This window comes from Cupriavidus sp. C3SS-1 (genome assembly GCF_057073755.1).
Map to the genome: position 1 here is coordinate 521655 of NZ_CP172701.1, position 13352 is coordinate 535006.

The following is a 13352-nucleotide window of genomic DNA, read 5'->3' on the forward strand; positions in this document are numbered from 1 at the left end:
TCGACCGCCCCTTCGTATCCGCCGCTGAAAGTGAGTATGCGTCCCCTGCTGGAAGCCCGTCTCGTCAATGATGCTTTTGGCGATCCCGGACTGTTCGTCGACTTCCTGGACGAACGGCGCGCATTGCTGTTCGACCTGGGCGATATCAGCACCCTGATGCCGCGCAAGTTGATGCGCCTGTCGCATGTGTTCGTCACGCATACGCATATGGACCATTTCTCCGGCTTCGATCGTTTGTTGCGGGTGCTGCTCGGGCGCAAGCCGTCCCTCGTGCTGTACGGCGGACCAGGTTTCCTGGCGCAGGTCGAGCACAAGCTGCTCGCCTATACGTGGAACCTGGTGCATCGCTACGACATTGAACTTGTTGTTAGAGCGAACGAACTTGGATTGGACGGGCAAGTGCGGCGTGCTTGCTTTTCCAGTCGCGATGGATTCGCCAGATTGGCCGAGTCCCCCATCGAAAGAACCGGCGACATCGTGCACGACGAGACCACATTCCGGGTGCGCGCCTGCTTTGTCGATCACGGAATTCCATGCCTGGCCTACCTGGTCGAGGAAAAGGTCCGACTCAGCATCAACGCGGAGCGCCTTGCTGCATCCGGTCTGAAAACCGGCGCCTGGCTGCGCCACCTGAAGCATGCCGTTCTGACCGGCGCAGCGGGCGATGCACCAGTTCTCGTGCAGTGGCACGATAGAAGCGGCGACCACACGGTAACGCGAACGGTCGGCGAGTTATGCCATTTGATCATGGACGTGGAGCCCGGCCAGCGCATCGGCTACGTGACCGACCTGCGCTATACGAGCGAGAACATACGAGCGCTTTCGGGCCTGATGCAAAACGTCGATCAACTTTTCGTTGAAAGTATGTTTCTGGAAGCGGATAGCGTCCACGCCCTGCGCAAAAACCATCTGACCACAGTACAGGCTGGGCTGATTGCCCGCCGCACAGGCGCCCGCAAGGTGACCCCATTCCATTTTTCGCCCCGCTATCGGGGGCGTGCCGTTGACCTGGGGGCGGAGGTTCGGACTGCCTCGGGAGTATCGCGGTAGGGACGGAGGTTTCCCCCCACTCAACCGCCATCTCGATCGCCGCCACGCCCCCGGCCACGATATTCACCACGGTCACCACGCTTGTTGTCCCGTTGGGCCTGGCCACGCTCCTGACCACGCCCCCAGCCCCGGCCCTCCGCTCGGTTGCCGTTGTTGCCGTCACGGCTTTCCCCTCGATTGCCAGAGCCCCAGCCTCGCTGATCGACTTGGTTCCAGCCTCGGTCCCAGCCTCGGCGGTCATCCCGGGACCGATCGTGGCGGTCCCGATCCCGGTCCCATTCCCTGCCACCGCTGTAGTGGCCGCCATTGCTCCAGTTGAAGTACGCCCCACCGTAACTGGGTACAGCATATCCACCGTAATAGGGCGCAGCGTGGCCGCCATAATACCCGTCGTCATATGGGGCAATGGCACAGCCGCTCAGCAACGCAGCGGCGGCAAGGGACAGTACGGCTGGACGGCTCATCAACTTTCTGCTTGGGATAGATAAGGCAGGGAGGATACCGCTGTATATGGACGACAACTGTAAGAATTCGTGTGGCAGGAGGGTGCCCCGTTGGGTCGTTATTCGCAATCTGGCCCACAGTCACAACGACCAACAATCCGATGTGTCTCAGCCTTGCTTCGCTGCATCGCAGCACGTGTAGAGCTTGATTCTGCTGAAAAAACGGTTTAGGGTGAACGCTCGGTGTGCGCATACTCAGCGCGTCCTCGCACCGAGTTCACTCAGCACCGTTCCTACCGTCCCCCGTGGAACTCCATCCACGGACCTGCAGTCGTAGTTCCTTTTTCCGATCCAGACAAAGGAGCCTGACATGCTCAGTCCGCATGAAATCGCCGCGCTATTACTGCTTGGCGATGCCCAAGACATCGACGATCTCGAACCAGAACAACTGGACGGATTACTGATCCACAAACTGGTGACAATGGAGCATGGCTATGGTAGCGCTAGTGCCCACCCTCGTTTGACGAGTCAAGGTGCTTCTATGCTTGAAGCCCTGCGCCGCATTCCGTAACACGGCTCGTGCGGCAGCCAGTGCGATCTTCGTTCTTGGCACCGGACATGAATGGTGTCCACCTCCATGACTAGTGGACGGCCGACATCGAATTCTTGCGATCGCCGCTTGCAGGTGATGCCATCTGTGGTGTTTGGATGATGGGCGCGGGCATCGCGGCGCTAGGTATCTGGTCGAGTCAGGTCGCGGATGACCGGGTAGATCTCGGAGTGCCACTGGGGGCCAGAGAAAAGATCATAGTGGCCGCACCGGCGCGCCGTCACGTGTCGCTTGTCGCTTGCTGCAATGCCTCGGCCAGATCGTGCGCTGCCTGAGTCTGTCCGCAGCCGGAAATGGCGTCGCGGTCGCCTTCTATGGTCAGTAGCGTAGTAGCGCGGATGTCTTGCGGACGCACAGGCTGGCCGTGCACGGACCAATTGCCGCGTGCCAGCCGGAACTCCTGGAACACGATCTGGATGGTGTCCAGGTAGAACTCGGCCGCCATGTCGAGCACCGCATGGTACGCATCGCAAACGCGCCGGAGGGCTTCGGCACGCTCGTAGTCACCCAGCGCGAGTCCCAAATAGTAGGCCCAGTGCGACGCCACCAAAAGACCTGGTTGTGCTGCCATCAAGCCGGCAAGCTGCAGGAAGTTCGGGCACACCTTGCGACCGGCACCGGCGTAGCGATCGGGCACTGTATAGATCAAATTCCGTTGAAACCACGCGAGCGAGTGGTCTGCGGCCAATCTGCCAACCGTAGTTGGGCTGCGACGCGCATCGATCGGCCCGCCCATTAAGATCAGACTCCTGGGAGTCGGCTCATCCGCGCTAGCCAGGAGGGAAATAGCTGCTAAGGCCGGCACTGTGGCCTGGCAGATTGCAATCACGTGTAGCGGCTCCGCCGCGCCAAACTGACGGATGAACGCCTGCAGCTCGGTGACATAGTCATCCAGGTGAAACGGCCCGTCCACGAGTGGAACGCAGCGCGCGTCAATCCAGTCCGTCACATAGACGATATGCTCGGCAACAAGCTTTCGACGACCTCGCGAAGCATGACCGCGTGATGTCCAGCCAGCGGCGCGCAGACCAGCACGGCAGGTCTTGAATGCGACGCGGCGGCGCCAAGAGCGACCGGATCAGGTGCGAAGCGCAAAAGGCGGCAAAATGCCCTCTGCAGGACGACTTGCTCGACCACAGGAATGACGCAGCCGTTGTGGTCAACGGCTGCGATACCGAACCCCGGCTTGTCGGCGGCTTGTCCCAGACGGTACAGCATTTCGTACCCAGCGGCAAAGGCGGGAGCACCCGGCATCTGCGACAGGGGGTTGTCCCGGTCGGAAAGCGCGCTTGCCGCGTTCGCTGCCCACTCAGTGAATGGCGCGAGCATTGCGCGCTGATGCTCCATGAACCGGTAGAGCATGGAGGTCTCCAAGAAAGTACGCCAGTCAGGGTCTGCGGCCCCCTGTACCTATACGGGTGCGGGAGGCGTACCAGAGTTTCACTATAGGTCGGGAAGCTATTGCTGCAGTGCCAAAGATCGATGCAACACCGCTGCGGTGACCTGGTCGGTGGAATGACCGATTCTTTGGCCGCGGCGATAATCATTAGCCACAATGCGGCAATGGCTTAACAATGCAGAGGGATGAGCCCTTGGTCGAACCGCTGCGTCGGTACTAACCGGGGAAACCGGCTAGTTCGTGTTTCCGGATGATTTCCACCTGCTCATCGATGATGGCTAAGAGCTCGGCTACTGAGCCCGAGAAGCGCTGTCGTACCTTCTCTCGTGTTTTTCGCTCGCTGGCCGAACGCACGAGCTCGTAGCCACTACCCTCTTGCGAAAGACGGATGACTCGCAGCTCCTTGCTGGGCGGAACCCGCAGCCAATAAGAATACCCATTCCTTATCCCTTTCTCTGAGCGTTCGCGAGGAATCAGGTATGGCCGAGCAAGCATAATTTCGGCGTGAATCGCTTCAAAGGACATGGTACTGCTCTCAAAAAACAAAGCCCCTGCCTTGCGGGCAGGGGCGAATTCTATTCTGGGGTGCAGAAATCAAGGTTTACGCTTCTTCTGCAATCAGGAACCTCTTGGGGTTCTTACCTAGCCAGGCCGGCTGGCGACCACGGCCGGACCAGGTCTTGCCGGTTTTGGGATCCATGTACTTCGGCGGCAGCGGTGCTTTCTCGGTGGCCGCGGACGCTGAACTTGCGGGCCGGCCCCGACGACGACGCGGCGCCACGTCTTCCGGCGACAGACCATATCGAGCCATCAGCTCGCGAATCTTTTCGATGACGCCCGCGACCTCAGTCGAACGCACCTCTTCGATTTTGGCTTCCAACGCTTGCTTCTGCGCCAACAATTCCTGATACGTTGCCATTCTTCTCTCCAGTTTCTCAGCCACGATTGATTTATACGCATTCTCAAGTCGGTCGGCAAGATATTCGTTCGCTACCCTCATACGCTGTAATCCGTTCAATCGAAATGAAGTCTGTATTAACGTATGGCCCGGTCCCGGCCGATCAACCTTCCCCGTCCATGCATGGCCTGCACCTGCGGCCAATTACCTCATCCGTGGCTCGCACAAAAGGCTACGTTCACGTCCTTGCCTCCCTCGCCTCCCGCGACGGCAGCACGTGGCTTCAAGCGTAAACAAGTACAATCAGGGGCCCAAACTTCCTCCTGCCGTCCATGCTATATAAAGCTGCACTCGCCTTCGCCGCTCTGATGCCATTTATCTCTCCTCTTGCGAGCGCGCAGGTTCGTGGGGCAGGCTCAACCGCTGCGGCACCCGTCTACCAGATTTGGGCGGATTCCTACAAAGGGTCCACAGGCGTTAATATCGCGTACGAAGCGGTGGGCTCGAGCGAGGGCATGAAGCGCATACGCGATGGAGGCATCGATTTTGGGGCATCGGATGTGCCACTTTCGGCGTCGGAAGCAAAGCGTGTCCATTTGGTACTGGTGCCAACCGTGGTAACTGCGGCCGTTCCGGTTGTCAATCTTCCTTCTGTTGCCCAAGGTCAATTGCGTCTAACCGGCGACGTGCTGGCCAAGATATTCCTAGGGAAACTAGACGCGTGGGACGCTATGGAAATTCAAGCGCTGAATCCTGGTATCTCGCTTCCAAAGCTGAAGATTCGACCGGTTGTACGCGCTGACGGTTCAGGCACGACTTTTCACTTCACGGACTATCTGAACAATGTCAGCGACGATTGGAAGATCGCCTTCGGCACGAAGTCTTCCCTTTCCTGGCCGGTCGGCTTTCTCACTGCAAAAGGAAGCGACGAGGTCGTTCGAGCGGTCCGAGGCATTCCTGGAACTATCGCTTACATCGACTATAACTACGTGCTCGACGCCCGCCTGAGCCCCGTGCAGTTACGCAATGCTGCAGGGAATTTCGTTACCGCTCAGGTCAGCAGCTTCCGCGAGGCCGTGTTGAATAGCGACTGGAACAGAAAGGGCGATTTTTCCAGTAGTCTTGTCAATCGCCCGGGCCGAGACACATGGCCCATTACGATGGGCACGTTCGTTGCCGTGCCCGAAGTCAGTAAGTCTGCAAAGCAAACGCTAGCAGCACTTCGCTTTGTCACCTGGGGATACTTGCGTGGCGACGACTTGGCCCGACGGGCAAAGTTTGTCCCCCTACCGGAGCGCGTTCAGGCGAATGCTTATCGCGAACTTGCGCGAATCACTGATGAGTCCGGTGCCATGATTGGCTTACAAAGCATGGCGAGCACGCCCGGCCCCAAGCCATAGACACCTTGAACTTGCCAAGTCCGCGGCGCAAAAGGCTTTCGTGCAATCCGCGCTTGGCCACGACTCCCCTCCGCCATCATGCAATGCCCCGTCTGTGACAAGGCTGATCTGACGGCAGTGACACTAGAGATAGAAGCTCCCGAGCCAAACAAGACTGTTGTGCTGAGGGCAATGCAGTGCCCTGCATGCAGCGAAGGAATCATCGAAGACCGCGAACTACGCCACGCAGTCGGCGAGCCCAGACGTCATAAAATATCGACCACATAGCGACCCCTTCGAGAAGCGGCCTCGGTAGCTGAGCACCGCGCATCAACAGCCGTCGATGAGGATGGCACGCTTCGTGGTACATAGCCCCCCAGGGTCTTTCGAGCGTGATGCAAGAATTCTTATCTGCTCGAAGGGCCACATCCAGCGAACGAAGCCGCCCTTTACAAGGTTGCCGTGCAATGTAGGACCATGGCCTAAGAAGCAATGAATAGCCACACGCCCTATTCGCGGCTGGCAAATACGTGACCAAAGACAACGTTCCAGCAACGGAATCTGTACTCTCAGTTTGAGCTCGACGACCTGCCATCAGATGAGCTAGAGAGCCTGGAGGCAAAAGCGGCGAAGTTGGGGAACATATTCTCGCGGGGCACTTGATGAGAGAGGTGGATGTACATTGGACAGAGTAAGCTGGTGCGGTCTGTCCTTTCGACAATGAACTGTTCGCTGTACGGTAGCACGGGTACTCGACCGCGTCGTAGTATCCCACTCTGTCCCTCGCATGCCGAGAACCACTATTATTGGTGGGCCGGGTGGGACTCGAACCCACTATCAGTCGATTATGAGTCGACGGCTTATACCACTTAAGCTTCCGGCCCTTGCATGGAGCGCGAGATGTTTCCCGAAGGCGACCTCTTAGGGACGGTTTCCACCGCCGCTGTACTATAGGTCTGCAGGAAAAGTGAAGGTCCGCTGCTCTAACCAGGCATGAGCTAGGGGCCCATAAAACCACAAGGGGAAAAGCCGTCGGCGCCGTGCGCAGCATGTACTTTTCCCAGTCGATGCGGGGCGCAATGCAAAGAAATGCGCCCGCATCTTCGGCCATCAACTGGTTGGCACCATCGCGTACCGGCCGAGGCAATAAATCAGGCTGCCGGCGCAACCGCCTTCTTTGCCGGGGCCCGCTTTTTCGTGACGGCTTTCATTGATTTTTCCGAAGCCGCCTTCTTCGCAGCGACCTTATTGTCGGGCACCGCATTTTTTGCGGGCTTCTTCGCAGCCACCTTGTTAGCCATGGCCTTCTTTGCGCCGGCGGTCTTCGCCCTCTTTGCAGCCGCCTTGTCCTTTGCAGCCTGCTTTTCGAAGCGAGCTGCAGCCCTTGCGGCTTCCGCCGCCTTGGCGACCTCACGCTTTGCTGCTTCGATGGCCTTCTTCGTGTCGGTGCGCAGCTTCAGCAGACGCTTCTTTGCGGCCTGCGCCTCGCGCGCGAGCACGCTGGCCTTCTTCGTCGGCACGGCAACCTTCTTTGCCGCAGGCTTGTTTGGGGCAACTGCTTTGACCCGAGTCATGTGATTGAGTCCCTTTTGGGTGATTTTTCGTTCGAAAACGCCGAGTATAACCGCGGGAATGGCAAATGTAGCAGCGGTCTCAGTCTCTTCATTGTGATTGCGGCGAATCCCGCCAGTTTATTTGGCTGATACCGAGAATGATTGAACTCGTTGTTGCGTCACGACGTTGTGATCGATACTCGGTGTAAGCTTGTGTGCCAGTCCGTCGGTCTGGCGACAGACGGCAAGTCGAAGCGCGCAATCTGCGGTAGCCAAAAGCGTCCCGATAGCCCCCACCCGCCAGACTTGTTTCGCCGTCTCTGCAGTTCGGTCGGTCCCGCCTCAGTTCTGGCCATTGTCTTGACGCTTAGTCCCCCAGATTTGGCGCGGTCTCCTTGCTGAACGAACCTGTAGCTTGGCGGCGGCGGACACTTGACCAGGATCATGCAAGGGCGCGTCCAGCGTCGTTACACTTTGCCGGTCCCATAGTCTGTGCGCCCCACTTATCTTGATGGGCAGGTCTCGAAGCCGTCTTCACCCCCTCTGCCATGAAGCCTGCAATTGTCCAACACACCCCCATAGAGAACTTGCAGGCACTGCTGATAGGCACACTGCTTGTCGCACTGGCGGTCTCCATGTTCAAGCAGGCAGGCTTGCTGTCGGGCGGTACGGCTGGTCTGGCATTCCTTGCCCATTACCTCGGCGGAATGCCGTTTAGCCTAGCGTTCTTCGTCTTCAACCTGCCCTTCTACTGGCTTGGTTGGAAATACATGGGCGCGACGTTCACTATCCGGACGTTCGTGGCCGTGCTGTTGTTCTCCGTCGAAACCGACTTGCTGCCGCGCTGTCTCAGCTTCGCCACCCTCGATCCCACGCTTGCCGCAATACTGGGAGGAGCACTATTGGGCAACGGATTCCTGATTCTGTTTCGGCACAAGGCAAGTCTCGGCGGTGTCGGTATCCTTGCGCTCGTGCTTCAGGAACGGCGCAACTGGCGTGCCGGCCATATCCAGATGGCGGTGGATGCAGCGATCGTCGCAGCGGCACTCCTGACCGTTCCATGGCCGCGCGTCGCTCTCTCCATTCTCGGTGCCGTTGTCCTCAACTTTGTATTGACAACCAACCATCGCCCGGGACGCTACGTGGTCCAATGACCATGGCTGCTGGGTTCTCTCAGTCACCTGCCTGTGGACGCGGTTGCCTGCACCACGATTGAATTGGATCCACGGCGCGCACCAAAAGCGCGCCGCATCTGCACCACGAACGTTGAGGTGGTCGTCCGGAACTGCTCCTCATCGCTGGCATGGAACATGCGACAGGATCTGGCATCAGGCTGATGAGAGCCTGCTGCCAGCGTCGCTGCACTAGCGCCGCGCTGGCAAGCGGTACAAAAGTTCGTACCCTTTCGAACCCCTGTAGAAATCGAGGACAACGGCGTCCTTTCCCGGCTGACTGTGTACGGCGTGGGAAAGACGCCGTTTGTCTTTTGTGCGCCAACGAAGAAACGGAGAGGAATACCCAATGGCCTATCTCGCCCCCACCGAGTTCGTGACCAAGATGGTCGACGCCGGAGAATCCAAGCTGTTGATGTCAGCGCGCGACACGCTGATCCGGGCCTATATGGCTGGCGCCATCCTTGCGCTCTCTGCTGCATTCGCAGTCACGGTTACTGTCAACACGGGCAATGCCCTGGTTGGTGCACTGCTGTTCCCCGTGGGCTTTTGTATGCTGTACCTGCTCGGCTTCGACCTGTTGACGGGCGTGTTCACGCTAGCACCGCTGGCTGTCCTAGACCGGCGTCCGGGTGCCACTTGGCAAGGCGTGATGAGGAACTGGGGTCTTGTCTTCTGTGGCAACTTTGCCGGCGCATTCACCGTGGCTATATTCATGGCCATCATCTTCACCTTCGGCTTTTCCGAGGGACCCAATGCGATCGGGCAGAAGATTGGTCACATCGGCGAAGGCCGCACCGTTGGCTATGCGGCGCACGGTGCCGCTGGCATGCTGACTCTCTTTATCCGGGCCGTAATGTGCAACTGGATGGTTTCCACGGGCGTAGTTGCTGCAATGATGTCGACTTCGGTCTCGGGTAAGGTGATCGGCATGTGGATGCCCATCCTCGTGTTCTTCTATATGGGGTTCGAACACTCCATCGTCAACATGTTCCTGTTCCCGTCGGGACTGATGCTCGGTGGCAACTTCACCATCATGGACTATCTGATCTGGAACGAGATTCCGACCGTCCTGGGCAACGTGGTGGGCGGCCTGACGTTCGTTGGCGCTACGCTCTACAGCACGCACTACAAGACGGCCGCGAAACGCGTGCTGGGCTGATCAATACCATTGGTCGAAGCGAATGCACGGCCGACTCTGCATCAGCGTTGGCCAGCATTCTGAGGCGGGCCGGAAGCCAGTCAACCAGGACTTTCATGGCGTGACACAGCCGGGGGGTCACCAGCGCGTCACGAAGGGTGTCGCGCTGGCGCTGGCGGACGGCATCAGTACAAGCGCGGTGAGCCAGGTCGCCAGCGCAGCGGCCGTGCGAACCTTTCTTGAAGATTACTACTGCACATCCGAAGCCTGGACAGTGCGGCGATCCGCACAGCGCGTACTGGCGGCTATCAATTCGTGGCTGCATGGGCAGACTCGGCGCAGCGATGCCCGCTTCGACAGCGACCGAGGTTACGTATGTACCTTCAGCGCTCTGATCTTCAAGGCTCGGGAGGCTCACCTGGTGCACGTTGGCGATACTCGCGTCTATCGTTTGCACCCTCATTCACTGGAGCAACTGACCAACGATCATCGGATATGCGTTTCCGCTTCGGAAGCTTACCTCGGCCGTGCCCTCGGAGCGGGTCCGTTTGTCGAGATCGACTATCGCACTTGGGACGTGGAAGCCGGGGAGATCTATCTGCTTGCCACCGACGGGGCCTACGAGCATCTGGATGCGATGGACCTTCACCGCGCGCTGTCCGCCAGTGCCGGCGATCTGCAGCGTGCCGCGCAAGCCCTGGTCGAGGCTGCGATCGAAAGAGGCAGCCAAGACAACGCGACGGTGCAAATCGCGCGCGTCGATGCCTTGCCGGAACTCGATGCGCCGAGCGCGCGCATGCAAGCCGAACGCCTCGCCCTGCCGCCGCCTCTTGTGCCGCGTATGAAGTTCGAGGGATACACGATCGTCCGGCAGCTTCATGCCAGTGCCGGCAGCCATGTGCATCTGGCAGTGGACGATGATAGCGGTCAGTTCGTCGCATTGAAGATACCAGCCGTTGACCGATACGAAGATGCGGCGCATCTTGATGGGTTCCTGCTAGAGGAATGGGTGGCCAGACGCATTGACAACCAGCACGTGGTCAGGCCACACATTGCAGACCGGCAGCGCAAGCACCTGTACGTGGCGATGGAGTATGTCGAAGGCCAGACACTGGGGCAATGGATGGTCGATCATCCATCACCGGACCTGGACACGGTGCGCGCGATCGTCGACCAGTTGGCAGTCGGGTTGCAGGCCTTTCATCGACGCGAGATGCTGCACCAGGATCTCCGTCCGGAGAATGCCATGATCGACCGGTCTGGCACTGTCAGGATCCTGGATTTTGGCACTGTCCACGTGGCAGGACTGGCCGAAGGCACGCAGAATCCACGACCAGACAAACCGGTCGGCACGCTACAGTACACCGCTCCTGAATATTTGATTGGAGACGGTGGCACTGTGGCATCTGATCTCTTCTCGCTGGCAACACTGACCTATCAGATGCTGACCGGGAAACTGCCGTATGGATTACAGGTGACGCAGGTGCGCGATCGCTCGAACTTTCGGCGCTTGCGCTACCTATCGCTACGCGAGCTGCGCCCCGATCTGCCAGTGTGGGTCGATGAAGCCGTGCGAAAGGCGCTGCATCCCAATCCACTGAAACGGCACGAAACGATGTCCGAGTTCATTCAGGCACTGCACGCCCCTGCCCAGCCACTCTGGCAGCGCGCGACGCCGCCACTGATGGAGCGAAACCCATTGCGTTTCTGGCAGGCGTTGACATTTCTGCTTGGAATCTCGGTGGTGGTATTGCTTGGGTTACTGATTACCGGCCGTTGATAGTTTCAAAACCAGATTCCGGGCCAGCATGCGCGCCTCTTTCGTTGCCCTTCCCTACAATTGAGCGAAGCCCGACAATTTCAGCTTCCGATGCCGACCACACGCACAGACAGATCGAGAACCGCTTTTTGGGAGAAGTCTTTATTCGTGAGGTTAGTATCAGAACGTCGCGGAGCCACATCGTGAACGCCCCTCCAACGGGGGATTAGTGCAACAAGGTTTTCTGCCGATCTAGTACCAAGGATGAGTCAAAGTGGACGCCGTACATCGACGAAGTCTCATGTCGGCCATCGCATATTTCCTCATCTGCCTGGCTAAATCAGCCAGCTGACTGCTAATAACGGAGGTTTCCTTTGATGTCTTTTAATAACCTGACGATCGGTACCCGCCTTAGTACTGGCTTCGGTGTCGTCTTGGCTCTTATTGCCGCAATGGTCGTGCTGTCGTTGGTCCGGATCACCAACATAGGTACTCTTAGTGAGCAAATTGTCAAGGACGACTGGGTCAAGGCGGAGGCCGCCGCTACCCTCGACACCTACACTCGCGCCAACGGTCTAGGCACCATGGAACTATTCTTCGCTACGGACAAGGGGCAAATGGACAAGATCCATCAGCGCATCGAATTTAACAAGAAGAATGTCGTAGCCTCGCTTGATGTCCTCGACAAGCTGGTGCGTACCCCGGAAGGCAAGAATTTGCTCGAAAGCGTAAAGGAGATGCGAGCATCCTATCTCGAATCGTTCATGCGTGTTGAAACGTTGCTGAGCGATGGCAGAAGAGATGAAGCCACCAAGATCTTGGTCGATGAAACTCTTCCGCGACTCGAAGCACTGAAGGACCGCGTAGTAGCCTTAAGCAATCTGCAAAAGAAGTTGGCTCAGTCCAGGAGTGTTGTCATCAGGGATGATGTTGACTCCGCACGAATTGCAATGATTGCCACGGGCCTGACTGCGCTGCTACTTGGCGCCGCATTTGCGTGGCGACTGACCCGATCGATTACCGTTCCTATCCAGCAGGCGCTGGAAGTGGCCCAGACGGTAGCCACTGGAGATCTGACCTCTCGCATTCAAGTCACGCGTTCGGATGAGACGGGGCAGTTGCTCTCCGCACTCAAGATCATGAACGAGAATCTCGATTCAGTGGTGAGAACGGTGCGGTTTAGCTCAGAAAGCATCGCTACGGGATCCGCCCAGATCGCTGCCGGCAACACGGACCTTAGTCAGCGCACCGAGGAGCAGGCCGCGAATCTGGAGCAAACTGCGGCCTCAATGGAGGAGATTAGTTCGACGGTTAAGAACAATGCCGAAGCGGCGCGCCAAGCCACGCAGCTTGCGAATTCCGCAAGCGATGCCGTAGCGCACGGTGGAAAAGCTGTCAGCCAAGTGGTCAGCACGATGGAGGCCATTACGGCCAGCAGCAAACAGATCGGCGACATCATCGGCGTGATCGACAGTATAGCCTTTCAGACTAACATTCTCGCGCTCAATGCCGCCGTGGAAGCAGCTCGCGCGGGTGAGCAGGGGCGCGGCTTTGCGGTCGTGGCAACAGAAGTCCGCGGACTGGCTCAACGGTCCGCGGCTGCAGCCAAAGAAATCAAGGACTTGATCACGGACAGTGTCGATAAGGTCAGAGCTGGTGGTTTGCAGGCCAGCGCTGCTGGCGAATCGATGCGTGACATCATCACCCAGGTGAAGCGGGTTAGTGACCTCATCGCGGAGATCAGCGCAGCCACCATCGAGCAGTCATCTGGCATCGGCCAGGTTGGCGACGCCGTCAACCAGCTAGACTTTGTGACGCAGCAGAATGCGGCTTTGGTTGAGGAGTCCGCGTCGGCGGCCGATAGTTTGAGTCAGCAGGCCACCAAGCTGGTCGAGGCGGTAACGGTATTCAAGCTCAGAAATCAAGGGGCAGAAGCCAATTAGACTGC

10 protein-coding genes, 1 tRNA gene and 1 pseudogene are annotated in these 13352 nt (G+C 58.4%); 7 read left to right on the forward strand and 5 right to left on the reverse strand.

What is annotated here, in order from left to right:
• The first annotated feature begins 36 nt into the window (after positions 1 to 36).
• Positions 37 to 1050 (forward strand): ribonuclease Z, encoded by a 1014-nt coding sequence (locus ACIGJC_RS31070; protein ID WP_483714768.1) that lies wholly within the window; start codon positions 37 to 39, stop codon positions 1048 to 1050.
• Between the two features lie 813 nt (positions 1051 to 1863).
• Entirely contained in the window at positions 1864 to 2064 is a 201-nt protein-coding gene (locus ACIGJC_RS31075; protein ID WP_483714769.1) for a hypothetical protein, read from the forward strand.
• A 161-nt stretch (positions 2065 to 2225) separates the two neighbouring features.
• Here ACIGJC_RS31075 and phaZ read toward each other — a convergent pair.
• From phaZ to ACIGJC_RS31090, 3 genes and pseudogenes are all read right to left on the reverse strand, one after another.
• A pseudogene (phaZ, locus tag ACIGJC_RS31080) lies at positions 2226 to 3465 on the reverse strand (polyhydroxyalkanoate depolymerase).
• 253 nt (positions 3466 to 3718) lie between these two features.
• The gene (locus ACIGJC_RS31085; RefSeq protein ID WP_483714771.1) at positions 3719 to 4027 is read right to left on the reverse strand and encodes a hypothetical protein; all 309 of its coding nucleotides are present in this window, start codon (positions 4025 to 4027) and stop codon (positions 3719 to 3721) included.
• A gap of 76 nt (positions 4028 to 4103) precedes the next feature.
• A complete protein-coding gene (locus tag ACIGJC_RS31090; protein ID WP_483714772.1) occupies positions 4104 to 4421 on the reverse strand; it encodes an H-NS histone family protein in 318 nt (105 codons plus the stop codon).
• Positions 4422 to 4732: 311 nt separating this feature from the next.
• On the opposite strand from ACIGJC_RS31090, the gene pstS reads away from it, so the two are divergent.
• Positions 4733 to 5800 carry a phosphate ABC transporter substrate-binding protein PstS gene (gene pstS / locus ACIGJC_RS31095; RefSeq protein ID WP_483714773.1) on the forward strand — a complete coding sequence of 356 codons (1068 nt, stop codon included), beginning with the start codon at positions 4733 to 4735 and terminating at the stop codon, positions 5798 to 5800.
• Between the two features lie 786 nt (positions 5801 to 6586).
• On the opposite strand, the gene ACIGJC_RS31100 is transcribed toward pstS, so the two are convergent.
• Together ACIGJC_RS31100 and ACIGJC_RS31105 are read right to left on the reverse strand one after the other, a co-directional pair.
• Positions 6587 to 6663, reverse strand: a tRNA-Ile gene (locus ACIGJC_RS31100).
• Between the two features lie 267 nt (positions 6664 to 6930).
• Entirely contained in the window at positions 6931 to 7353 is a 423-nt protein-coding gene (locus tag ACIGJC_RS31105) for a fumarate hydratase (protein ID WP_483714774.1), read from the reverse strand.
• Between the two features lie 566 nt (positions 7354 to 7919).
• On the opposite strand from ACIGJC_RS31105, the gene ACIGJC_RS31110 reads away from it, so the two are divergent.
• The 4 genes from ACIGJC_RS31110 (at position 7920) to ACIGJC_RS31125 (ending at position 13347) form a co-directional block, all read left to right on the forward strand.
• Complete coding sequence (locus tag ACIGJC_RS31110; protein ID WP_483714776.1) at positions 7920 to 8486, forward strand: YitT family protein; 567 nt, start codon at positions 7920 to 7922, stop codon at positions 8484 to 8486.
• Between the two features lie 367 nt (positions 8487 to 8853).
• Positions 8854 to 9666 carry a formate/nitrite transporter family protein gene (locus tag ACIGJC_RS31115; protein ID WP_483714778.1) on the forward strand — a complete coding sequence of 271 codons (813 nt, stop codon included), beginning with the start codon at positions 8854 to 8856 and terminating at the stop codon, positions 9664 to 9666.
• Positions 9667 to 9688: 22 nt separating this feature from the next.
• Positions 9689 to 11425, forward strand: coding sequence for a bifunctional protein-serine/threonine kinase/phosphatase (locus ACIGJC_RS31120; protein ID WP_483714779.1), 1737 nt, complete (start codon positions 9689 to 9691; stop codon positions 11423 to 11425).
• A 356-nt stretch (positions 11426 to 11781) separates the two neighbouring features.
• On the forward strand, positions 11782 to 13347 hold the full coding sequence (locus ACIGJC_RS31125) for a methyl-accepting chemotaxis protein (RefSeq protein WP_483714780.1): 1566 nt from the start codon (positions 11782 to 11784) through the stop codon (positions 13345 to 13347).
• The last annotated feature ends 5 nt before the right edge of the window (positions 13348 to 13352 follow it).